This is a genomic window from Clostridium sp. AF29-8BH (genome assembly GCF_003478145.1).
GTDB classification, from domain to species: domain Bacteria; phylum Bacillota; class Clostridia; order Lachnospirales; family Lachnospiraceae; genus Otoolea; species Otoolea fessa.
In genome coordinates this window covers 20,831-43,277 of the sequence record NZ_QUEL01000011.1, presented here as the reverse complement: position 1 = coordinate 43,277, position 22,447 = coordinate 20,831, and the positions used below count along the sequence as shown (strand labels likewise).

The window sequence follows — 22,447 nt, the reverse complement described above, 5'->3', positions numbered from 1 at the left end:
AAAAAATTCATAACAAATGCAATAAGAACTGGTTTCTTTGCATTAAGTTATATAGAAAGGAAATTTCGTCCATGTTTTTGACGGGGCTTTTAACGACCATGGAAGAGCCGGTCGCCTATGATAAGATGAGCGATGAAAAGTTGCTTCTGCGAGTGGCAGAGGGAGATAAGGCGGCATTTCAGCAGCTTTATCAGAATACGGATAAAACTATATACGGTTTTATTCTATCGATTTTGCGGAATCCGCAGGACTCTGAGGAGGTCATGCAGGAGCTTTATTTAAAGGTCTGGACTTCGGCTGGAAGCTATCAGTCGCAGGGCAAACCGCTGGCGTGGATGTTTACGATCGCTAGAAATCTTTGCTATATGCGCTTCCGTGACCAGAAGCATGAAGCGGATATCGGGCTTTCGGATCTTTCTGAGATGGAGACAGGGGAATTCTGTCCCCAGATAGAGGATGCTGCGGATAAGATGGTATTACACGCAGCACTCAAAATATTAAATGAAGAAGAACGGCAGATTGTACTTCTGCGGACATCAGCGGGGTAAACATCGTGAGATCGCGGCAGATTTGGAGATGCCGCTGGCAACGGTGCTTTCCAAGTACAACCGTGCTATGAAAAAACTGAAAAAACACCTGAGAGAGGAGGGAGTACATTGACCGATCACTCTGAAACAGCGTGGGAACAGGATGAGATTGAGTCACATCTGCGATCGGCGATGGACGCCCTGACTCCCAACGTATTCGATAAAATCGATCTCTCGACGCCACAGGAGATCTATGTAAAACCATCCCGCCGTGTACGGATGTACCGCCGGATGCGGACCGTGGCGATGGCAGCAGCCGCCTGCCTGTGTGTGGCTGTGTTAGGAGGCGGTGTTTCATTTTACCAGAATCACCGTGTCGATTCGGTGATTGGCATCGATGTCAATCCGAGTATTGAGCTTTCCGTCAACCGGAACGAGAAAGTATTGCAGGCGAATCCGCTCAATGAGGATGCGGAGACGATCCTGGATGATATGAATTTGAAAAATGTAGACCTTGATATTGCGGTCAACGCATTGATCGGTTCGATGGTCCGGAACGGTTATCTGGATGAACTGGACAATGCGATTCTGGTTACCGTGTCCAATGAGAATGAGAAAAAGGCATCATCTTTGCGTCAGGATGTCGTAGGGGATGTAGAGTCTTCCCTGCAGGAACACGCGGTACAGGCGGTTGTCTATGACCAGCGGATGAAGGTAACCGGGGAGATTCAGGATCTGGCGGAGAAATACAATATTTCTTATGGAAAAGCGTATTTTCTGCGAGAGCTGATTCGGGATAACGACCTGACCGAAAATGATATGAAAAAATTTGCCGGTATGACGATGGAAGAGATTGCGCGGGAGATCGCGGATCGTGCTTATACGGTAGGTTATTCGAAGACGGACAGCACCATTGAGACGGATGCGGCTCTGGTTCGTGAGGTGACATTGCCGCAGACCGAGGAAGAAACCTTAGCGGAGACGACCGTGGAAAGCACCGGTCAGCCGGAAAATGAACCGACGCCGGCAGAACAGCCATCGACTGCAGTACGCCCGGTGGAGACAACCGCCGCAGCAGATGAGGACGAGGAAGAAGTCGATTCGGGAGGCAAGAAAGCGAAGATTGACTATGTAGATTACGAGAGCGGTTCGCTGAACATCGTTTTTAAGGAAAAGGTTAAATGGAAAAATCCGACCGTGTCGGTGGTAGATCCGGACGGTCAGAGCTATTCGGCGAGAATCACGGACACAGGCGGAACCTCCTGTGAGATTCACGTCAAAGGGCTTCCAGCCAATACGGAGTGCACGTTTACGCTCGGCGGAGTGGCAGTGCGGGACGGCGGCTCCTTTGGTACGGTAAAAGCTATTTCGAGACGCCGGATATTGCGGATGATCTGATTGATGAGGATGACGACGATGCGGATGATGAGACAGTGGAGACAAAGCCGTCCGAGACATCCCGCGCGCCGGAGACACTGACAGAAGCAGTAAAAGAGAGCACGCACTCGGAGACAGAGTACAGTCAGATGGAGACAAAGCCGACGGAAAAAGAAACGAAGACAGATGCGGAGTCAGCTAATTAAAGCGGAGTGTATGAGGATATATGATTCCTGCTGCCTGAACCATGATATGTCTGGAGTTACCAGAAGTTGGATTCGGGCAGCAGGAATTTTAAGAATCATTAGAATTATTTGCAGGAAGCCTCGTGACGGAAAAATATCCGGGGCATTACGAGACTGTAAAATGTTTCGAACTGGTAAATAATTATAATTGTTCAAAAAAACATAAGTGTTTGAAAAAAATACTTGACGAAACAAAAATTTATGATATAATAATAAATGTGGCTGAGACAGCTATGAAATAAAAGATTGGGCTATCGCCAAATGGTAAGGCAACGGACTCTGACTCCGTCATTTTCAAGGTTCGAATCCTTGTAGCCCAGCTATTTTGAGACAGTGAGGATGATTCATCCTTACTGTTTTTCTTTTATCTTTTCTATTTTTTTCTGATTGGTAGATTCTTAAAGATTCCAACGATTGACAAATTCCCTAAAGTACAATAGACTTATCTGGAAACATAATTGAGAAAAAGTTTCAATAGTATTTTTCTCTCTATGCTTTGCTTCAAAATCAGGCGGATGTAGAAGCCTGATGACATACAATGAGTTTGACCAATGAAGAGAGATGGAGGCAGAGAATGACATTAAAGGATTTACCAATAGGAAAAACTGCAACCGTTCGGGCAGTTGGCGGAGAAGGTGCACTGCGGCATCATTTTCTGGATATGGGATTGATTCCGACTGCATCGGTTACGATGGTAAAATATGCGCCGATGGGCGATCCGGTTGAGGTGCGGATTCATAGCTATGAACTGACGTTGCGCCTGGCGGATGCAGAGAAGATAGAGATTGAGAATGTACGCGAGGCAGGAACCGAAGCAGCGGACAAAAAGGAACATGGGATTCCGATGGCGCGCGCGATCGATCACCCTGGACTCGGAGAAGGTGGAAAATACCATACAAAGGCGGAGGAACACCCATTGCCGGATGGCACCGTCCTGACGTTTGCCCTGGCAGGTAATCAGAACTGTGGCAAAACGACGCTTTTTAACCAGTTGACCGGATCCAATCAGCATGTGGGGAATTTCCCGGGTGTGACGGTGGACCGGAAGGATGGCACGATCCGCGGACATGAAAATACGAAAGTGACCGACCTGCCAGGAATCTATTCCTTATCGCCATATTCGAATGAGGAGCTGGTGACGCGTCAGTTTATTTTGCAGGAGCACCCGAAGGGAATCATCAATATCGTGGATGCGACAAACATTGAGCGCAACCTGTATCTGACCATGCAGCTTCTGGAACTGGATATTCCGATGGTTCTGGCGCTTAATATGATGGACGAGGTGCGCCAGAACGGCGGTTCTGTCCGTGTCAACGAACTGGAGGAAGAACTGGGGATTCCGGTTATCCCGATCTCAGCGGCAAAGAATGAAGGAATCGGAGAGCTGATCGATCATGCGCTTCATGTAACGCATTTTCAGGAGAAACCGGGACGGCAGGATTTCTGTGATGCGGATTATCACGGTGGCGCGGTGCACCGCTGCCTGCATGGTATTATGCATCTGATCGAAGATCACGCGCAGAATGCGGGTATTCCGGTGCGCTTTGCTGCATCGAAGCTGGCAGAAGGCGATGAGGAGATTGAGGCGCGTCTGAATCTGGACACGAATGAAAAAGAGACGCTGGAACATATTATCTGCCAGATGGAGAAGGAACGCGGGCTGGATCGGGCAGCTGCGATTGCAGATATGCGGTTTGGTTTTATCGAAAAAGTCTGCAGGCAGACAGTCGTCAAACCGAGGGAAAGCCGGGAACACCAGCGAAGTGTGAAGATTGACCGTCTTCTTACCGGAACCTACACGGCGATTCCGGCATTTATTGCAATCATGGGTCTGGTATTCTGGCTGACATTTAATGTGATTGGCGCGGTCCTTTCAGATGGTCTGGAACTGGTGATTGGATGGCTGACAGAGCGGGCAGACGCAGCGCTGACAGCGGCCGGTATCAATCCGGTGCTCCATTCCCTGCTGATCGATGGTGTGTGCAATGGTGTGGGAAGTGTTTTGAGCTTTCTGCCGATCATTGTGACGCTGTTTTTCTTCTTGTCGCTTTTAGAGGACAGCGGTTATATGGCACGTGTGGCGTTTGTGATGGATAAACTGCTTCGAAAGATCGGCCTTTCCGGACGGAGCATCGTGCCGATGCTGATTGGCTTTGGCTGCACGGTACCAGGAGTCATGGCAAGCCGGACGCTTTCTTCGGAGCGGGATCGAAAAATGACGATCCTGTTGACTCCGTTTATGAGCTGTTCCGCCAAGATTTCGATTTATGCGTTTTTTACCGCCGTCTTTTTCCCACATCATGGGGCGATTGTTATGATTGCACTTTATTTGTTGGGAATCCTGATGGGAATTTTGATGGCAATGCTTCTTAAAACAACTTTATTTAAGGGTGAAGCCGTTCCGTTCGTCATGGAGCTTCCGAACTACCGGATGCCGGGGGCGCGCAATGTCGCCCAGCTTCTCTGGGAAAAGGCAAGGGATTTCCTGCAGAAAGCATTCACGGTTATTTTTGTGGCGACGATTTTAATCTGGTTCCTTCAGACATTTGATCTGCACCTGAATGTTGTGTCCAATTCCCAGCAGAGTCTTCTGGCGGTTATTTCTGGTGTGATTGCACCACTGTTTGCGCCGATGGGATTAGGCGACTGGCGTGTCTGCACGGCACTTCTGACCGGATTTATGGCAAAAGAGAGTGTTGTATCAACGCTGTCGGTTCTGTTCGGGACGACTCAGAGCCTGCGTGACATTCTGACCCCTCTTTCAGCGGTCAGTCTGCTGGTTTTCTGCCTGCTCTATACGCCGTGCGTGGCAGCGATTTCATCGGTCAGACGCGAACTGGGCGGAAAATGGGCTTGCTTTGTCGTGGTGGCGCAGTGCGTGATTGCGTGGATTGTAGCGTATGCGGTCTATCTTTTGCTAGGGATGGTAATGTAGGTTTTGACTGAAAGTGAACCAAGGAAAAATTTCAAGCAACAAAAGGAGCTGCTGTTTTATTCTTTTTATGGGTTTACAGTAGACAACATTTTAGAAAAATGTTTATAATAGTAGGAAGTGAAAAAATAGACAGGAAAGTAACCGGATGGACAGTCATTCGAAAAAATGGATCTGTTTTTATCGAATAGAACCAGGAGGCGGGGACGGAGTTAATGCAGACGATCAATGAAGACATCAAAAATGGCACATTTAAGCCGGTTTATCTGCTATACGGCGAAGAGGCGTTTTTGAAGCAGAGTTATAAAAAGAAGCTGCGGGCGGCGATCTCGGGCGATGATACGATGAACTACAATTATTTCGAGGGAAAAGGGCTGGATGTGAACGAGCTGATCAGTCTGGCGGACACGATGCCATTTTTCAGCGAGCGGCGTCTGATTCTGATCGAGGACAGCGGATTTTTCAAGACTTCTTCGGAGGCGCTGGCGGAGTATCTGCCGATGATGCCGGACACGACCTGCATCGTATTTGTGGAGGAGGCGGTCGATAAGAGAAACAAACTCTACAAAAAGGTCAAGGATCTGGGTCACATTGCGGAGATGAAGCGGCAGGACAGCGCGCAGCTCGCCAGATGGGCGGCGACGATCCTGGCGCAGAATGGGCGGAAGATCACGCCCTCCACGATGAATCTCTTTTTGGAGCGCGTCGGCGATGATATGGAAAACATCCGGATGGAGCTGGAAAAACTCATTTCCTACACGATGGGCAGTGAGGTAGTGACGGCAGAGGATGTGAAAGTCATCACGACCGTGCAGATCACGAACAAGATCTTCGACATGGTAGCGGCGATCACGGCGGGAAAGACGAAGCGGGCGATGGATCTGTACGAAGACCTGCTGACACTCAGGGAGCCGCCGATGCGGATCCTGTTCCTGATTGCCAGACAGTTTAACCAGCTTTTGCTGGTGCGAGAATTGCAGGCGTCCGGCGCAGACCGGGGGACGGTTGCCTCGAAATTGAAAGTACCTCCGTTCGTAGCCGGAAAGCTCAGCAGCCAGGCGGCGGCATTTACGAAAGAACAGCTCATTTCCTATGTGCAGACCTGCGTGGATGCCGAGGAGGCAGTCAAGACCGGGCGGATGGGCGACCGGCTGGCGGTGGAGCTGCTGATCAGTCAGCCCAGAAGTTCCGTGCGCTGATTCTAAAGGGCAGTGCCAGCATCAGAATCAGCGGTTCTTCGGCCGGACCCGGCTGGAAAAGAAGCAACAAAAAACCATTATTCTGTCACACCCACAGAATAATGGTTTTTTAATTTGGGTTAATTTTTAATATATAATTCGAAAGATCCGCTCTGGATAATTAAGCCAGAGTATTTACAGCCTTGGAAAGACGGGATACTTTGCGGGAAGCTGTATTCTTGTGGTATACGCCCTTGGAAGTAGCCTTGTCGATCTCGCTGGTAGCAGCTAATAATGCAGCCTGTGCAGCAGCCTTATCTTTTGCAGCAACAGCAGCTTCTACTTTCTTAACAGCAGTTTTACTTTGGATCTGATAGCCTTGTTTCTTGCAGCTCTTGTCTCTGCAACTAAGATTCTTTTTTTTGCGGATTTAATGTTAGCCAATGTAGTGTACCTCCATCATAAATTCTTTTATTTTGATTCGTAATTCATTTTGTATTTGGTTTGCATTAAAGCCTGGACACGGACAGTTCAATGTAAACATACTATTACATTCTATCGAATAAAGGCAGTATTGTCAATATCTATTTGCCTGTTTTTAGGGAAAAATTCGGAAAAAATGAAAGGGGAGCTGAAAAAGCAGCTCTTGTCAAGTTGCATAAGCGGAATAAAAAATAAAAAAAATTGATCGTTCAATATGATGAAATTGTGAAAAAATAAAAAAAAGTGCTTACACGAATGGAAAAAAGACGTTATAATAGCGAACCGTAACCCAAATCGAATATAGTTTGAAAAAACGCAGTGAGATTGCATACAGCAGTAGAGATCGAAACGAGTTTCCGATTTCTGCTGCCTTTTATTTTGTGAAATTTATCACGGACAGCATCTTGTGCGTGGGTGTGTCGGACTGATTTGCCGTTGCATCTGGATAGAAGCAATTATTTTATAGGAGGAGAATGAAAATGCCAAGAAATAAGAGAGAAAGTTTTATCTATTCCGTTATCATGTGTTTCACGATGGTACTCTGGATGAGTATGTACAATGTAACCCTTCATATGGGACATTTATCCTTGGAAACGATCCGCGAAGGATGGATCGGATTCCCGTTTGCATTCGTGTATGCGTTTCTGTTTGACTGGTTCATCGTGTCCGGTCCGGCGAAGGGAATTGCGTTCCGTTACTTTGTATCACCGGAGAGCAGCACACTTCGTAAAGTAATCACGATCTCCTGCTGCATGGTCGTTCCGATGGTATTTGTTATGTCCTTATATGGCGGTCTGGAAGCCTGCGTGAAATCCGGCGCATGGAGCCAGCTGCTCATCATCTGGCTGACCAATATTCCGAAGAACATCATCATGCGCTTCCGTTCCAGCTCATTGTAGCAGGTCCGCTGGTGCGCCGCGTGTTCCGTACCGCATTCCCGGAGGGAACCGTGCTGCAGGAACCGGTTATGTAGGGAGATAGCAGAAAATTTATATTATATAAAAAGAGGATATCTGGTTTTTGTATCATTATGGGTTCAGCAATACCGAAGCATAAAATACGCCGTCCCGCCATTCAAACCGTGCATCGCCGTGGTACTGTTCGGCGATCATGCGGATCGATTCGGTTCCGATGCCGCTTCCCGCAGGTTTGGTCGATACCAGTTTTTCATTCATCCAGGTAGGGCTGAATGCGCTGGTGTTGTCCGTGGTGATGGACAGGGTGGAGGTACCCGTCTGCACCGCGGAGAGACGGATGAAAGGCGGCGTGTTTTTAGAGCCGGAACACCAGGTCTGACAGGCGTCCAGGGCATTTTCCAGCAGATTTCCGAGAAGCACGCACAGTTTCGTCTCCGGGATGACTGGGGGATCGGACAGCTGAATGTGGATGTCAAACTGGATTCCGGCGCTTTCCGCCTTATCTGCATAGAAGGAAAGAATGGCGTTGAGCGCATAATTGTTGCAGTATACGCGGTCCGAATGAGTCGGATGTTGTTTTTCGTAGTCTGCGAGGTATGAATTCATTAAAAAATAATTCAATCATAGATGCGGACCTCCCCGGACTAAATGGTACGAATATTGGATATATTGTTCCCGGACATCCCGGTATTTCAGGCGGCTGATGGGAATGGAGGCGCCGCTTTTCATCAGAAAACGGTCTTCCAGAAGCTTATCGACATCCTCCAGGTTTACTAAAACCCCCTTGATGCAATCGCAAAACCAAGGATAGGACAAAAGCAGGGCAGAAAAATCCCGCTGATTCATGGAAATTTCATGTTGGCTCCGATCCCGCATGTGCACCAGAATCCGCCGCTTCAGATATTCTGTGTACGATATCTGATGCAGAGGCAAGCGAAGCTCTGTTCCCTGGCAGGGAACCAGAACGGAAACCTCCGCCTCGGCGGCGGAAAGATGGCATCGTTCCAGCGCCTTTGAAACGCGCTCCATCGTAACCGGTTTTAGCAGATAAAAAGCCGCGTTCACATCGTAACTGTCCACCGCAAAATCCGGCGAAGTAGTGACAAAAACGATCCGGCAGGAAGCATCCAGCGCGCGGAGTTTTTGGGCGGTTTCCATTCCGCTCAATCCATCCATATAGATATCTAAGAAGACAATATCGAAGGAACCGACGGTAAAGCTGGCGAGAAATGTTTTACCATTTGGAAATATTTCTGGTGCAGCCGTAGGAATACGGTGCTCCTTCATATAAGAAAAAATCAGATGCGACAACTGTTCGGCATCCAATTTCAAATCATCTACAATCGCGATTTTCAAAACAAAATCCCTCTTTTCGTCTGATTGTCTGGAAAAAGGCTGCTTACGCATGTTTCGAACCTTTTGATCCTAATATCATAAAAGTATCATAACATAAAAAGAAGCAAAAAAGGCATAGTTTTTACATCGTGTGTCGTATTTTGGCATCTTATGAAACAGACTTGATACCCTCTGCCGATCATGCGAAAATGTGTGATCGGCAGAGCTCTTTTTTGATGTCTGACAATCCCTTACAAATTTATGAAAAACCTATGAAAAATCCCCCCGCCCCCTCGCCAAGAGAAAAAAGTTATGTTATAATTTATGGAAGAATGCGTTTTTGGCGCAGCGGTTTCAGAAACGGGACGTATTGGACCGGAAGCGCGGCATATATAAAAAAGGAACCATGTATGCTCAACGAAGACAAGATAAAATTAATGACCGAACTGGCACTGTTTGAGAAGAAGCATGCTTCCCAGATGAAAACAGTCAATCAGTATTTTAAAAGCGACTATATCAGCCGCAATCTGCTCCGGGGATTTATAAGCTATACATTGTGCAGCATACTTCTCTTTGGAATGTGGGTATTATTTAATGTAGAAGTAGTTCTGAGTTCGATAGGAATGGATGAACTGAAGGGACTGGCTTTTCGAGGAGGAGCTTTATACCTCGGGGGGCTTTTTCTGTATGTCGTGCTGACGATCATCGTGTATGGCGGGCGGTATGAGTACGAGGAAAAGAGGAATCGGATCTACATAGCGAAACTGAAACATCTGGATAAGCGTTACGATATACACCGCGCGCCAGAAAAATGGAGAGAGAGAGGAGAGGCAGATGAGAGGACTCCTTGCAGGGAAAGAAGCACTCAAGGCTTTCTATGCGAGATACAGTGCATTTGTGAATGCATTCCTGCGTTTTATAACTGCCTTTGCGGCGGTGTTTCTGATTAACCAGAACATCGGACTGATGCCGAAACTGAGCGGCGGTCTGGTGCCGCTGTTTGCGGGAATTATATGTGCATTTCTCCCATTTGGAGCCATTGCGTTTCTGATTGGGATTTTTTTGCTGGCACAGCTCTTTGCAGCATCGATGGAAGTGGCGCTCATCACCTTGGTGTTCCTTCTGATCGTGGTGCTGCTGTATTACGGATTTCAGCCGGGTGACAGCGCGTACCTGATTGTAACGCCGATCTTGTTTTTTCTGAAGGTGCCGTTTGCAGTCCCGATGATTCTCGGACTGACTGGAAGCCTCATATCGGTGATTCCGATGAGCTGCGGGATTTTTCTGTACTACGTGATTCTGTATGTGAAGCAGAACGGAAGCTTCCTGGCAGGCAGTGAGCAGACTGAGATCACGCAGATGCTGGCTCAGGTCATCAAAAACCTGCTGGCAAACCCGGCGATGCTTGTCATGATTGCGGCATGCTGCCTGGGGGCGCTGACGGTCTGTGTGCTCAAGAAACTGTCGATCAATTACTCCTGGGGGATCGCGATCGGAGCTGGCCTTATTTTACAGATTCTGGTTGTGTTTATCGGCGATTTCCGCTTTGGCGTTCCGGTGTCCGTGCCGGAGCTGATTGTAGGAATGATTGGTGCGGTTATTGCATCGCTGATCTATCAGCTGTTTGTTTTTTCGGTCGATTACAGCCGGACCGAGTACACGCAGTTTGAGGATGACGATTATTATTACTATGTGAAAGCGGTTCCAAAGATTGCGATCTCGAGGACGGATGTAAAAGTACAGGAAATCAATAAAGTAAAGAGAAGATAGACTATTTTATAAAAGAAACTTGTTGTTAAAAGAAATGCGTGACGGGTCATATGTACGTGACTGGTAACAGAAACGCAGCCCGAAAGGGAGGGAAAAGAATGGCAGAGATACTGGCGGAGATTTATTCGTGGATCTCGTTCGTACCGAAGATAACCTTTAAAAATTTAATAGAGATCGCGATTATAGCAATTCTGGTATATGAAATGCTGATCTGGATCAAAAATACGCGGGCGTGGACGCTTCTGAAGGGTATTATTTTTATTCTTGCATTCTTTCTGGCAGCTGCGATCCTGGAACTGGATACGATTCTGTGGCTTCTGGAAAAGACGTCGTACATTGCGGTGACGGCGATCATCGTTATTTTTCAGCCGGAGCTGCGGAAAGCACTGGAACAGATCGGAAGCCAGAACGTGCTGACGACGCTGTTTTCAACGGATGATACGAAGAAAAATGAGGATTTCAGCGAAAAGACGATCGCAGAGCTGGTGCGTGCTTGTTTTGAGATGGGAAAAGTCAAGACGGGCGCCTTGATCGTCATCGAGAGGGGCACGCCGCTTGGAGAGATCGAGCGGACGGGCATCGAGGTCGATGGTATCGTGACGAGCCAGCTTCTGATCAATATTTTTGAGCACAACACGCCGCTGCACGACGGCGCAGTCGTGATTCGCGGTAACCGTGTGACGGCGGCGACCTGTTATCTGCCGCTCTCGGACAATATGGATATCAGCAAGGCATTGGGAACCAGACACCGTGCGGCAGTCGGAGTCAGTGAGGCGACCGATAGCGTGACGCTGGTTGTATCGGAAGAGACAGGGCGTGTGTCGGTGGCTGTGTCCGGACGGCTTAAGAGTGTCAAGGATGGAGATGAACTGAGAGATATATTGTCAGTTCTGGTAAAACGGGAAACGGAAAACACAGGTCGTTTCAGAATATGGAAGGGAAGACGCAGAAATGAAAGAAAAGCTGACGAATAATCTTGCGATCAAGCTGATTGCCCTGTTCTGTGCTTTCTTTGTGTGGCTGGCAGTCGTGAATGTGGCGAACCCGATCAAGGTATCGACGAGGGAGGTTCCGGTCACGATCACGAACGATCAGGTGCTGGAGCAGGCGGATCTTGCCTATGATGTGGTAGGCAAAAAAACGGCGACGATCAATTTCAAGATCCGGACGAAGGATGATTATAAGGTAAAGGCGTCGGATTTCAACGCCTATGCGGATTTATCGGAAATGTATGATGTGACGGGTGCGATCCCGATCCGAGTGGAAGTGGTGAACAATGAGGAACTGCTGGAGTCCACGCCGGTTGTGAAGTCCCCGGAGGTCATCAAGATCACGACCGAGGCGCTGCAGACCAAGGCATTTACGCTGAAAGCGTATCCGCAGGGCAAGGCGGCAGACGGTTACGAGGCAGGTGAGGTGACAATGGTGCCATCCCAGGTGACGGTTAAAGGACCAACCTCCCTGATCGGACAGATCAGCAGCGTGGGTATCCGTTTTAATATTGACGGTGCTGCGGCGGATGTCGGTGGAACAGCAACACCGGAGTATTTTGACGCCAATGGAAATGTGCTGTCAGATTTGGGAGATTCTGTCAAGACGGTTGGCGGAGATGTCTCTTATACGATGCAGATCCTGAAAGTAAAAGAAGTACCGCTTGATTTTGACGTCAGTGGTGAAGTGGCGGATGGATACCGCTATACGGGTCCGAAGACGGATATCAAGTCGGTGTCTGTGGCGGGGCTTAAGACGGATCTGGCATCGGTCAGCACGCTCACGATTCAGGGACCGTCCCTTAATGTGCAGGGCGCGACGAAGAATGTGGAGTGCGAGATCGATCTGGATGATTATCTGCCGTCCGGGCTTACGATCGTGGGACTGGACAGCACGACGATCAACGTGACACTACAGGTGGAGAAGTTGATAGAGAAGACCTTTACGGTCAAACCGGAGGATGTGACTCTAAACGGAAAGAACAGCAGCTACAGCTATACCGTCGAAGATACGAAGATGGAAGTCAAGGTACAGGGACTTGAGGAGGATTTAAGCAGCCTGTCGGCGGCGAAGATGAATATCCGGGTCGATGTATCAGGCATGGGACTGGGCGAGCACACGGCAGCGGCGCAGTTCCAGCTGGGGGACGCGTATAAGATGCTGTCGGCGCCGGCTGTGACAGTGCGGGTCAGCGAACATGGAAGCTCCAGTGCCCAGACGACGGAAAGCACCGAGAGTGACCGTGGAGACACGGGCAGCCAGAGCAGTTCCAACCGGGAGAGCGGGGCAAGCTCGGCAAAAGAAAATGTGGATGCAGAGAGCGGCAATGCTGCATAAAGCATGGTATGCCATCCACAAATGAGGAGAAAGAAGTTAAACAATGGTAAAAGCAAAAATTAAATTAAAAAACCCGACCGGTCTGCATTTGAGACCGGCGGGAATCCTGTGTAATGAGGCGGTAAAATTCGATTGTTCTGTCCAGTTCCAGTTCCGTGGCACCGTGTCCAATGCAAAGAGTGTCCTGAGCGTGCTTGGGGCGTGCATCAAGAGCGGTGATGAGATCGAGTTTATCTGTGATGGAAAAGACGAGGAGGAAGCTCTGTCGGCGATGCTGAAAATAGTTGATGACGGGCTGGGCGAGTAGGGAAAACCGGTGCGGTAAAAGAATGTGTACAGACGTACAGATAGGATGAAACTATGATCGTTTATTTGGTTTGCTATGCGGCTTCGCTGCTTCTGGCGCTTGGCCGCCATTATCTTTTATCCGGCGCAGGGCTTCTGGCGGCGGCGGCGTATCTGTATGCGTCAGACTATATCCGGAGTGGAAATCTTCTGCATCTGCGGGGGATTTTCGCTCTTTCCTTTGTAGGTGGACAGGGACTGGCGTGTATGAAGCTTAGTTATTTAAGTCAGGCATGGAGTGCGGGAACGTGGCTGGGACTTTTGGCGGCGTTTGCGGGCTTTTATCTGGCTTTTTATTATCTGGAAGCATTTTCCGGTGAGGCGTCCGTCCGCGTGGGCGGTCATTCCGGCGCGGTGCAGCGCCGGGGGTTGGAATCTTATGCCGGAACCGTCTTTTTCTGCGCGGTGGCGCTGGCGGCGCTATCGGCAGGCTGTTTCGCGATCGAGGCGGTCTATATGGGCTATATTCCGCTGCTGCTCCGGGGCGTTCCGCATGCTTATTCCTATTTCCATGTGACCGGGCTTCATTATCTAACGGTGTCCTGTGTGCTGGTTCCGGCGCTCTCTGTGATCTATTTTTGCATCGAGGGCGGTCGCAGCCGGGGACGGCTGGTATGTATGCTTCTGGCAGATGCAGCGGCGGTGGCGATTCCGCTTCTGTGCGTGTCGCGCTCCCAGCTTCTGTTTGCGGTACTGCTGGCATTGATTACCTACATACAGATGGAACACCAGCTGAATCCGATTTATGTTGCTTTTGCGCTGGCAGGGCTGATTGTGCTCTACATTCTGCTGACGATCGCGCGCAGCCATGATACTGCCTACTTGAATACGGTTTTTGAGATGAAACGGCACCTGCCGATTTTTGTGACGCAGCCGTATATCTATATTGCAAACAATTACGATAATTTCGACTGTCTGGTCAAGGGACTTGTGAAGCACAGCTGGGGCATGAAGATGCTGGCACCGTTCTGGACGCTGACGGGACTCAAGTTTCTGGTTCCGTCGTTGACGGCATTTCCGTATTATGTGACGAAGGAAGAGCTGACGACGCTGACGATGTTTTATGATGCGTACTACGATTTCGGCATAATTGGCGTGTTCGTCTTTTCTGTCCTGTTAGGAGCGGCGGCGTATCTGCTGATGCGGATGATGCGCCAGGTGCAGAATCCGATTACCTATCTTCTGTACGCACAGTTTGCACTTTACATGCTGTTATCGTTTTTCACAACCTGGTTCAGCAATCCGTCCACATGGTTTTATTTCGCGGTGACAGCGGTTGTGGCCTTTCTGGTATCGCATAAGGTTGCAGGGCGGTAAAAATATATGGATTAAGATATAAAAATGAAATAAAATCTGCTATAATAACAAAAAGACGACAATTCAGTAAGTTAAAGTGCTGCTTGTATACAGATAGAGTTGCCGCATGGATCAGTTTTACAGAAAAGAGGGCAAGCCAATGATTTCAGAAAAAATGATACCGCTTATGAAAAATAACTCCGCCATCCGTATGATGTTTGAAGAGGGCAATAAGCTGGCGGCGAAATATGGACGTGAGAATGTGTTTGATTTCAGCCTTGGAAATCCGAGCGTACCGGCTCCGGCAGAGGTAAATCAGGCGATTCAGGATATCGTAAAGGAAGAAGATTCCCTGTTTGTACACGGATATATGTCCAACGCAGGCTATGAAGATGTGCGTGAGACGATCGCTCAGTCGTTAAACCGCCGGTTCGGCACCTCCTTTCACGCAGGCAACATCCTGATGACGGTCGGTGCGGCAAGTGGTTTGAATGTCATTTTAAAGACCCTGTTAAATCCAGGAGAGCAGGTCATTACCTTTGCACCATACTTTGTAGAGTATGGTTCCTATGTCCGCAACTATGACGGCGAGCTGGTGGTTGTATCTCCGAATACGGTGGATTTCCAGCCGAATCTCGTTGAATTTGAGGAAAAGATCAACGAAAAGACCAAGGCAGTCATCATCAACACCCCGAATAACCCGACCGGCGTTATTTATTCCGAGGAAACACTGCAGAAGATTGCAGCAATTCTGGAAAAGAAACAGAAGGAATTTGGCACATCGATCGTGCTTCTGTCCGATGAGCCGTATCGTGAGCTGGCTTACGACGGCGCGGTTGTACCGTATGTGACAAAATATTACCGCAATACAGTGGTTTGCTACTCGTACAGCAAGTCCCTGTCCCTTCCGGGCGAGCGTATCGGTTATCTGGTAATCCCGTCTGAGATGGATGAGAGCGCAAATGTATTCCAGGCGGCAACGATCGCGAACCGTGTTCTGGCTGTGTCAATGCGCCATCCCTGATGCAGAGAGTCATCAAGCGCTGCGTAGATGCGAATGTGAATCTGGAAGCTTACGACCGCAACCGTAACCTGCTTTACAACGGATTGAAAGAGTGCGGATTTTCCTGCATCAAGCCGGAGGGCGCGTTCTACCTGTTTGTGAAATCTCCAGTGGAGAATGAGAAGGAATTCTGCGAGGTATGCAAACAGTACAATGTACTGGTAGTACCGGGAAGTTCATTCGCGTGCCCAGGTTATGTGCGCATCGCATACTGCGTATCATATGGACAGATCGAGAGATCGCTTCCGGCATTCAGAAAGATTGCGGAACACTATAATCTGGTATAGCGAAATTGCATCATTGCCTCGGAAAGGAAAAGGATGAGATGAAACGATGTTTTAGAATGATTCTGAATATTGTGATTCCGCTCCTTGGTTTATGTCTGGTCATCTTTTTAGGTCCCAGACTTCTGCATTTTTTCATGCCGTTTGTGGTCGGATGGATTCTGGCACTTTTAGCAAATCCGCTGGTTCGGTTTCTGGAACGGCGCGTGAAGCTGGTGCGGCGCCACGGCTCGATGCTGATCATTATTGCGGCGCTGGCGATCGTGATCGGTCTTTTTTACGGGGCGGGTCTTCTGGTTTACCGGGAAATGGGAAGTTTTCTGGCGGATGCACCGGAAATATATCAGAGTGTGATCGCTGAGATCGAGAATGCATTGCAGAATGGGCGGAAGCTTGCAGAATATTTTCCGCAGAATTTACAACCGCCGCTGCTGGCATTTTCGGATAATCTGGATGGTCTGTTTGGAAAACTGGTATCGCGGGCGGCGGAACCGACCGTGCAGATCGCCGGACATGTGGCGAAGAGTATTCCGAATCTTCTGGTAAATATGGTCATTATTATCCTGTCTTCATACCTGTTTCTGGCGGATCGGGAGTCCATCATGCGGTGGCTGAAAGAGCATCTTCCGGCATTTGTATTCCGCTATATCGAGTATATGAAACGGGACGCAAAGGGACTGATTGGTGGATATTTTCTGGCACAATTCCGTATCATGTGTGTGGTGGCGCTGATTCTCGCGGCAGGATTTTTGGTGCTGGGTGTCCGCTACGGTGTCCTGTTGGCGTTTTTGACGGCGATTCTGGATTTTCTGCCGATCTTTGGAACGGGAACGGTGCTGTTCCCATGGGCGGTTGTGAAACTGTTTGCGGGGGAGTATGCGTATGCGACCGGGCTTATCCTGCTCTACATCCTGACGCAGGTCGTCCGTCAGATCATCCAGCCGAAGATCGTCGGGGAGTCGATGGGATTGCCGCCTCTGATGACGCTGTTTCTTTTGTATCTGGGATTTAAGCTGCGCGGGCTGACAGGCATGATTCTGGCGGTGCCGGTGGGGCTTGTCTTTATCAATTTTTATAAATATGGGGCGTTTGATTCAATGATCCGGAATTTCAGGATGCTGATGGAGGCGATTCAGAAATTCCGGAGGGAAGAATAGGGAGGTTTCCTTATTATATAGTAAAATTTTCTTTGTAATTTAATCTGGATAAATTATGCGGCGTATCGCGATATTTTTTCTTATATGCCCGGAGGAATGCAGCATAATTGCGGAATCCGGATTGATAGCAGGCTTCTGTGACGGGGGTGCCCCGGCGCAGGAGCTCGTTTGCGTTTTGGAGGCGTTTTTCGGTCAGGTATTCGGTAATGGTGTAGCCGGTTTCCTGGCGGAAGAGGCGCATCATGTGGTATTTGCTCATGTAAAAGCGGGTGGCGAGCTGGTCGATCGTGTGGTCTCCTTCTGGGTGTTCAGAGAGGTAGCGCATGAGTTCCAGGATTTTTTCGCCGGAAGGGGAGGTCGGAACGTATTCCCGGTGGTTTTCGGAGGCGGCGCGATCAAGGTGTACCATAAATTCCAGAAATAATAAACGCAGAAGAAGCCCGGAGCCATAGCTGCTGCCACCAAGGGATTCAAAGTTAGCATTGTCTGTGCCATTGTCATTTGTACCGCCTGCCTGATAGGCATTTTCCAGTCTTGACAGCGCCTCTAAGAGCGGCGTCATGGTAAGGGAACCGAGGCGCAGAACATCGGACTGCTGTTCTCTGGCAAGCTGGAAACAGAGGTCGAGCGCACAGTCAGCACAGGAGAATGCATCCAGACATTCCGGCGACAGGTAGAGGATGATGCGCTCATATCGGCTTCCGTATGGCACGACCGGCTTGTGCAGGCAGTGCGCGCCGACGAGGACGATGTCGAGCGGGCGGAGGTGGTAGGAACGGCCTTCCACGATGTAGTCCGCTTCGCCATTTAACAGGATCAGGACTTTGTGGAAATCATGATAGTGGTAGGCAACCGGTGTATCCATCTGCCCGCGCAGGTGGAAAAGGCGGAATTCGTGGTTGAGGTAGCCGCGTTTTTCGTAGGCGGGGGATTCGTGGGTGGTATTTTCTGACATAAGGGGACTCCTTTTTTGAGTGTATTGCAGGTTGATTGTTGCGGGAAATTATATCTTGTATAAATGCATTGAGTTTGTTGTTTTCCTCTGAGATAAATATGTTTTGAAACACAGACATTTCATTTCTTATTTCATATTATATAGCATTATATGCAATATTTAAAGCATGATTCTTCTATTAAAAGCTGCTATATTTTCCTAAAATTGAAATTAAAGAAAGCATAGATGGAATATTATGAAAATGCAGACATATTCAAAACATAAATGGATATGCATGATAAAGTGATTTCAAGAACGGAAGTAGAATAGAAATCATTGATAAAAGAATTTTATGGTATTGATTAAAAGGGGCAGGAGGTATCGCGATGAAACAGGTTGTGCTTGAAAAATATCACTGTATGGGAAATGATTACCTGGTGTTTGATCCAAATAAGAATGATCTGGAATTGAATGCGGAGAATATCAAGAAGATGTGCAGCCGTCATTTTGGCATCGGCGCGGATGGCATTCTGGCGGGTCCATATCTGGGGGAGAATGATTTTTATGTACGCATCTACAACGCGGATGGAAGCGAGGCGGAGAAGAGCGGCAACGGCATGGGTATTTTTGCAAAATATCTGCGGGACGCGGGATATGTGCAGAAAACGACGATCTCCTGGAAAACGCTGGGAGGCGAGGAGACAGTCTTTTATCTCAACGAGGATGCGACCCGTGTGAAAATTTCGATGGGACATCCGACGTTCTGGAGCGATGAGATTCCGGTGACCGGCGAGCGGCGGGAGATGGTAAACCAGACGATGGTATTTGGAAAGATTCCGTATGTCACGACTTGTCTTTCAATGGGAAATCCGCACTGTGTTATCTGGATGAATGAGATTTCGAAGGAAATGGTGTGCCGGATCGGCGAGCATTCGGAAACATCCGAATATTTCCCGGAAAAGGTCAATACGCAGATTTTAAATGTTCTTGACCGGACGAATATCCAGATCGAGATCTACGAGAGAGGCGTTGGATATACGCTGGCGTCCGGAAGCTGCGCCTGCGCGGCGGCGAGTGCGGCATACCGCCTGGGACTTGCCGATCCGCATATGTACGTCCATATGCCGGGCGGCACGCTGGAAGTGGAAATCAAGGAGGACGGCATGGTTTACATGGTCGGCGAGGTCGGCTATGTGGGACATATCCAGTTGGGAAATGAATTGAGCGAACAGCTGCGGATTAAATAAAAAAGTATTTGACAGAAAAATATCGGACTGCTATATTTTATTTATAAAAATTGTGAAAAGAATGACAGGGGCATTCTCACACAGCAAAACGATCATAAACGTATGCTTGAAATTTTGGGGTCTGTATAGGCAGGAAAATTCTGGGCGTATATGAAAAGAGGGCGAGGGGGCTGACTGGAAACAGAGACAGCTGCCTCGTTTTTTATAGGAGGAAATGGCGATGGGAGAGAATACGAACCGATCCGAACCTTTTTTTGATGAAGATGTTGATTTGGTAAAGCTGCAGTTTACCGATATTTTTGGACAGTGCAAAATGGTCCAGATGACGCGGAGGCAGGCGGAAAAAGCGATGAAAGAGGGGTATGCAATCAACCGGTTTGCGCTCGGCGGCTTACAGAAAGCTGGGATCGAGGGCGCGGCGGCGCCGGAGTATCTGACGGACCAGAGCGAGAGTGTGGAATTGTACTTGAAGCCGGATGCATCAACGTATCAGATTCTTCCGTGGGATTCCGGGCAGGAAAATGTAGCGCGCGTGATCTGCCAGGTCTGCAATGCGGATGGGACGCCGTCCTGGACGGATTCGCGTCATATTTTACAGGAAACGGTAAAACGTGCCGAGAAGATGGGACTGGACTTTGATTTTGATTTCCAGTGTGAGTTTTATCTGTTTCACACGGATGATGATGGGAGACCGACGACGGTGACGCATGAGGTTGCCGGGTATTATGACGCGGGGCCGATCGATCTGGCAGAGGGCGTCCGCCGGGACATGGTTCTGAGCCTGGAGGAAGCAGGATTTGCGGTCGAGAGCACGCATCATGGTCTGACTGCCGGACAGCACAGTTTCGTCCTTCCGGCGCGCCGGGGCATTGAGGCAGCAGATTATTTACAGACGTTCAAGGCGGCGGTCAAACGGATTGCGAAACGCCATGGTCTGCATGCGACTTTTATGCCGAAGCCAAACATGAGCGGCGACGGATCGGGGCTTCATGTGGGCATGTCGATCTCTTCCAGACGGGGCGCGGAGGCGATGGCGCAGGCGAAGCATTTTGCAGCAGGCGTGCTTAAAAATCTGAGTGATATGATGATTTTTACGAATCCGACCGTCAATTCATATAAACGTCTGGCGGCGGAGCGGAGCACGGTGTTCCAGCCGGAGTTCCCGGCGGCTGTGTGGGAAAAAGGAAGTGAAAAGGCAGTTCATGTGAAGGAAGACCGGAACGGATGTATTTCCGTGGAAGTGCAGTTCCCGGATCCGTCTGCGAATCCGTATCTGGCGCTGACGGCGATTCTGGCAGCAGGACTGGAAGGAATCGAGAAGGCGCTGGTGCTGGATGAAGAAGCGGGCGATGAGAATGCGCCGCGGTTCCCGGAGACATTGGGGATATTGCTCCAGAAGCTGGATCAGAATGAATTTGCACACCGTGTATTTGGGGAAAAGTTCTGCCGGATGTACGGCGAGGGCAAGAAAGAGGAGTGGGAACGCTTCTGTGCCTATGTGACGGATTGGGAGACAGCGGAATATCTGTATCGTTGTTAGGGGGTACGAAATCGCAGTGAGGTGAGACCACGTGGGAAACATCATAGTAGCATTTTCGAAGCCGCAGGACGGACGAAATATTAGAAATATACTCGTAAAACATGGAATACAGGTCACAGCCTCCTGCACATCGGGCGCGCAGGTTTTAGCGTTAACCGATGATTTGCGAAGCGGGATTGTGGTGAGCGGCTACCGGTTTGGTGATATGACCTGCCGGCAGCTTGCCGACCAGCTGCCGCCGGGATTTGATTTGCTTCTCATTGCTTCCCCGAGCCGGTGGAGCGGCGAAGCGATGGGAAGGATTGTCTGCCTGCCGGCGCCGTTTAAAATGGGAGATTTAGTTTCGACAGTCCGCATGATTGAGCAGTCACAGGCGGAAAAAAGACGGCGGATGCGCCGCCAGCCGCCGCAGAAGCGTAGGGAAGAGGATCAGAAAGCGATCGACACCGCAAAGGCTATTTTGATGGAGCGGAACCGGATGGCGGAGCCGGAGGCGCACAAATATCTGCAGAAATGCAGCATGGACAGCCAGGTCAGCCTTATTGAGGCGGCACAAATGGTAATCAGTCTTTACAAAATGGCGTAAGATCCTTTACAATAGGATCAAAAAGGCAGAAGGAGCAGCAAAAACGATGAAATTTACAAAAATGCAGGGACTTGGCAATGATTATGTCTATGTCAACTGTTTTGAAGAAACGGTAAACGATCCGGAGAAGCTGGCGATTGCCGTCAGTGACCGCCATTTTGGAATTGGTTCCGACGGATTGATTCTGATTACCCCATCTGAGGTGGCAGACTGCCGCATGGATATGTACAATCTGGACGGTTCCCGCGGCGCGATGTGCGGCAACGGCATCCGCTGTGTGGGAAAATATGCGTATGACCACCATATCGTGGACAAGCCGCAGATTTCTGTTGAGACATTGTCCGGGATTAAATATCTGGATATGAAGGTTGAAAATGGCAAAGTAACGGCGGTCACCGTCGATATGGGCGAGCCGGAGCAGACTTCCGAGCTTCCGGAGAAGATCGAGGTAGATGGAACGGAATACGAATTTACCGGAATTTCCATGGGAAATCCGCACGCCGTTCTGTTTATGGATGAGATTGATTCCCTGGATCTGGAGACGATTGGACCGAAATTCGAGTTCCATAAGCGTTTCCCGGATCGTACCAACACCGAGTTTGTCAAGGTCATTGACCGCACACACGTAAAAATGCGTGTCTGGGAGCGCGGATCCGGCGAAACGATGGCATGTGGAACAGGTGCCTGCGCGGTTGCCGTTGCATCCATTCTGGCAGGGCATACGGAGGATTCGGTTGAGGTCGAGCTGCTGGGCGGCTGCCTGCAGATCCGCTGGGACCGAGAGAAAAACCGCGTGTTCATGACTGGACCGGCGGTGGAAGTGTTTAGCGGGGAGTATGAGGAATAATTAAACAGGAAACTTTGGGACTTCTTTCACATATGGTAGTAGTACAACGATATGTG

Annotated in this window: 20 protein-coding genes, 1 tRNA gene and 2 pseudogenes; 19 read left to right on the top strand and 4 right to left on the bottom strand. The window is 49.2% G+C overall.

The window, feature by feature from the left end; all coding sequences use genetic code 11:
• Positions 1-71 precede the first annotated feature (71 nt).
• The 6 genes from DWZ16_RS08470 to holA all read left to right on the top strand — a co-directional run bounded on the left by DWZ16_RS08470 (position 72) and on the right by holA (position 6,280).
• Positions 72-548, top strand: coding sequence for a sigma-70 family RNA polymerase sigma factor (locus tag DWZ16_RS08470; RefSeq protein ID WP_412694020.1), 477 nt, complete (start codon positions 72-74; stop codon positions 546-548).
• Between the two features lie 108 nt (positions 549-656).
• A complete protein-coding gene (locus tag DWZ16_RS08465) occupies positions 657-1,925 on the top strand; it encodes a hypothetical protein (RefSeq protein ID WP_118522612.1) in 1,269 nt (422 codons plus the stop codon).
• A gap of 35 nt (positions 1,926-1,960) precedes the next feature.
• Positions 1,961-2,110: a hypothetical protein gene (locus DWZ16_RS15445; protein WP_182427318.1), complete on the top strand. Its 150-nt coding sequence runs from the start codon at positions 1,961-1,963 to the stop codon at positions 2,108-2,110.
• Positions 2,111-2,396: 286 nt separating this feature from the next.
• Positions 2,397-2,469 (top strand) — tRNA-Gln (locus DWZ16_RS08460).
• A gap of 254 nt (positions 2,470-2,723) precedes the next feature.
• Positions 2,724-5,084: a ferrous iron transport protein B gene (gene feoB, locus DWZ16_RS08455; RefSeq protein ID WP_107001256.1), complete on the top strand. Its 2,361-nt coding sequence runs from the start codon at positions 2,724-2,726 to the stop codon at positions 5,082-5,084.
• Positions 5,085-5,296: 212 nt separating this feature from the next.
• Complete coding sequence (gene holA, locus DWZ16_RS08450; protein WP_107001255.1) at positions 5,297-6,280, top strand: DNA polymerase III subunit delta; 984 nt, start codon at positions 5,297-5,299, stop codon at positions 6,278-6,280.
• A gap of 160 nt (positions 6,281-6,440) precedes the next feature.
• Here the strand turns inward: holA and rpsT are convergent.
• Positions 6,441-6,703, bottom strand: a pseudogene (rpsT, locus tag DWZ16_RS08445) (30S ribosomal protein S20).
• A 518-nt stretch (positions 6,704-7,221) separates the two neighbouring features.
• Here rpsT and DWZ16_RS08440 point away from each other — a divergent pair.
• Complete coding sequence (locus DWZ16_RS08440) at positions 7,222-7,641, top strand: DUF2798 domain-containing protein (RefSeq protein ID WP_243021969.1); 420 nt, start codon at positions 7,222-7,224, stop codon at positions 7,639-7,641.
• Between the two features lie 129 nt (positions 7,642-7,770).
• Here DWZ16_RS08440 and DWZ16_RS08435 read toward each other — a convergent pair whose 3' ends face one another.
• Together DWZ16_RS08435 and DWZ16_RS08430 are read right to left on the bottom strand one after the other, a co-directional pair.
• The gene (locus DWZ16_RS08435; RefSeq protein ID WP_118522611.1) at positions 7,771-8,280 is read right to left on the bottom strand and encodes an ATP-binding protein; all 510 of its coding nucleotides are present in this window, start codon (positions 8,278-8,280) and stop codon (positions 7,771-7,773) included.
• Positions 8,281-9,015: a LytR/AlgR family response regulator transcription factor gene (locus tag DWZ16_RS08430; protein WP_118522610.1), complete on the bottom strand. Its 735-nt coding sequence runs from the start codon at positions 9,013-9,015 to the stop codon at positions 8,281-8,283.
• 389 nt (positions 9,016-9,404) lie between these two features.
• Between DWZ16_RS08430 and DWZ16_RS08425 the strand changes: the two genes are divergently transcribed.
• The 8 genes and pseudogenes from DWZ16_RS08425 to ytvI all read left to right on the top strand — a co-directional run bounded on the left by DWZ16_RS08425 (position 9,405) and on the right by ytvI (position 17,237).
• Positions 9,405-9,944 (top strand): hypothetical protein, encoded by a 540-nt coding sequence (locus DWZ16_RS08425; protein ID WP_243021968.1) that lies wholly within the window; start codon positions 9,405-9,407, stop codon positions 9,942-9,944.
• On the top strand, positions 9,829-10,764 hold the full coding sequence (locus DWZ16_RS08420; protein ID WP_118522609.1) for an ABC transporter permease: 936 nt from the start codon (positions 9,829-9,831) through the stop codon (positions 10,762-10,764). The genes DWZ16_RS08425 and DWZ16_RS08420 overlap by 116 nt, the downstream gene beginning before the upstream one ends.
• 98 nt (positions 10,765-10,862) lie before the next feature.
• Positions 10,863-11,738: a diadenylate cyclase CdaA gene (gene cdaA / locus DWZ16_RS08415; protein ID WP_117795982.1), complete on the top strand. Its 876-nt coding sequence runs from the start codon at positions 10,863-10,865 to the stop codon at positions 11,736-11,738.
• Positions 11,716-13,092: a YbbR-like domain-containing protein gene (locus DWZ16_RS08410; RefSeq protein ID WP_118482002.1), complete on the top strand. Its 1,377-nt coding sequence runs from the start codon at positions 11,716-11,718 to the stop codon at positions 13,090-13,092. Before cdaA ends, DWZ16_RS08410 begins: the two co-directional genes overlap by 23 nt.
• 43 nt (positions 13,093-13,135) lie before the next feature.
• Positions 13,136-13,399, top strand: coding sequence for an HPr family phosphocarrier protein (locus DWZ16_RS08405; protein WP_107001249.1), 264 nt, complete (start codon positions 13,136-13,138; stop codon positions 13,397-13,399).
• 53 nt (positions 13,400-13,452) lie between these two features.
• A complete protein-coding gene (locus tag DWZ16_RS08400; RefSeq protein WP_118522608.1) occupies positions 13,453-14,754 on the top strand; it encodes an O-antigen polymerase in 1,302 nt (433 codons plus the stop codon).
• A gap of 139 nt (positions 14,755-14,893) precedes the next feature.
• A pseudogene (locus DWZ16_RS08395) lies at positions 14,894-16,083 on the top strand (pyridoxal phosphate-dependent aminotransferase).
• Positions 16,084-16,121: 38 nt separating this feature from the next.
• Positions 16,122-17,237, top strand: coding sequence for a sporulation integral membrane protein YtvI (gene ytvI / locus DWZ16_RS08390; RefSeq protein WP_117795979.1), 1,116 nt, complete (start codon positions 16,122-16,124; stop codon positions 17,235-17,237).
• Between the two features lie 13 nt (positions 17,238-17,250).
• On the opposite strand, the gene DWZ16_RS08385 is transcribed toward ytvI, so the two are convergent.
• A complete protein-coding gene (locus DWZ16_RS08385; RefSeq protein ID WP_118522607.1) occupies positions 17,251-18,192 on the bottom strand; it encodes an AraC family transcriptional regulator in 942 nt (313 codons plus the stop codon).
• Positions 18,193-18,557: 365 nt separating this feature from the next.
• Here DWZ16_RS08385 and dapF (DWZ16_RS08380) point away from each other — a divergent pair, with 365 nt between their 5' ends.
• From dapF (DWZ16_RS08380) to dapF (DWZ16_RS08365), 4 genes are all read left to right on the top strand, one after another.
• Complete coding sequence (dapF, locus tag DWZ16_RS08380) at positions 18,558-19,418, top strand: diaminopimelate epimerase (RefSeq protein WP_022358537.1); 861 nt, start codon at positions 18,558-18,560, stop codon at positions 19,416-19,418.
• 220 nt (positions 19,419-19,638) lie between these two features.
• Positions 19,639-20,958 (top strand): glutamine synthetase family protein, encoded by a 1,320-nt coding sequence (locus DWZ16_RS08375; protein ID WP_118522606.1) that lies wholly within the window; start codon positions 19,639-19,641, stop codon positions 20,956-20,958.
• 31 nt (positions 20,959-20,989) lie between these two features.
• Positions 20,990-21,544 carry an ANTAR domain-containing response regulator gene (locus tag DWZ16_RS08370; RefSeq protein WP_117795975.1) on the top strand — a complete coding sequence of 185 codons (555 nt, stop codon included), beginning with the start codon at positions 20,990-20,992 and terminating at the stop codon, positions 21,542-21,544.
• 46 nt (positions 21,545-21,590) lie between these two features.
• Positions 21,591-22,391 carry a diaminopimelate epimerase gene (gene dapF / locus DWZ16_RS08365; protein WP_118522605.1) on the top strand — a complete coding sequence of 267 codons (801 nt, stop codon included), beginning with the start codon at positions 21,591-21,593 and terminating at the stop codon, positions 22,389-22,391.
• The last annotated feature ends 56 nt before the right edge of the window (positions 22,392-22,447 follow it).

Bases quoted from the DNA above. Each gene is read 5' to 3' on its own strand.
- DWZ16_RS08385 (WP_118522607.1), bottom strand. From the start codon at position 18,192: ATGTCAGAAAATACCACCCACGAATCCCCCGCCTACGAAAAACGCGGC.
- DWZ16_RS08405 (WP_107001249.1), top strand. From the start codon at position 13,136: ATGGTAAAAGCAAAAATTAAATTAAAAAACCCGACCGGTCTGCATTTG.
- DWZ16_RS08470 (WP_412694020.1), top strand. From the start codon at position 72: ATGTTTTTGACGGGGCTTTTAACGACCATGGAAGAGCCGGTCGCCTAT.
- DWZ16_RS08440 (WP_243021969.1), top strand. From the start codon at position 7,222: ATGCCAAGAAATAAGAGAGAAAGTTTTATCTATTCCGTTATCATGTGT.
- DWZ16_RS08410 (WP_118482002.1), top strand. From the start codon at position 11,716: ATGAAAGAAAAGCTGACGAATAATCTTGCGATCAAGCTGATTGCCCTG.
- DWZ16_RS08400 (WP_118522608.1), top strand. From the start codon at position 13,453: ATGATCGTTTATTTGGTTTGCTATGCGGCTTCGCTGCTTCTGGCGCTT.
- DWZ16_RS08425 (WP_243021968.1), top strand. From the start codon at position 9,405: ATGCTCAACGAAGACAAGATAAAATTAATGACCGAACTGGCACTGTTT.
- dapF (WP_118522605.1), top strand. From the start codon at position 21,591: ATGAAATTTACAAAAATGCAGGGACTTGGCAATGATTATGTCTATGTC.
- holA (WP_107001255.1), top strand. From the start codon at position 5,297: ATGCAGACGATCAATGAAGACATCAAAAATGGCACATTTAAGCCGGTT.
- ytvI (WP_117795979.1), top strand. From the start codon at position 16,122: ATGAAACGATGTTTTAGAATGATTCTGAATATTGTGATTCCGCTCCTT.
- DWZ16_RS08420 (WP_118522609.1), top strand. From the start codon at position 9,829: ATGAGAGGACTCCTTGCAGGGAAAGAAGCACTCAAGGCTTTCTATGCG.
- dapF (WP_022358537.1), top strand. From the start codon at position 18,558: ATGAAACAGGTTGTGCTTGAAAAATATCACTGTATGGGAAATGATTAC.
- feoB (WP_107001256.1), top strand. From the start codon at position 2,724: ATGACATTAAAGGATTTACCAATAGGAAAAACTGCAACCGTTCGGGCA.
- DWZ16_RS08375 (WP_118522606.1), top strand. From the start codon at position 19,639: ATGGGAGAGAATACGAACCGATCCGAACCTTTTTTTGATGAAGATGTT.
- cdaA (WP_117795982.1), top strand. From the start codon at position 10,863: ATGGCAGAGATACTGGCGGAGATTTATTCGTGGATCTCGTTCGTACCG.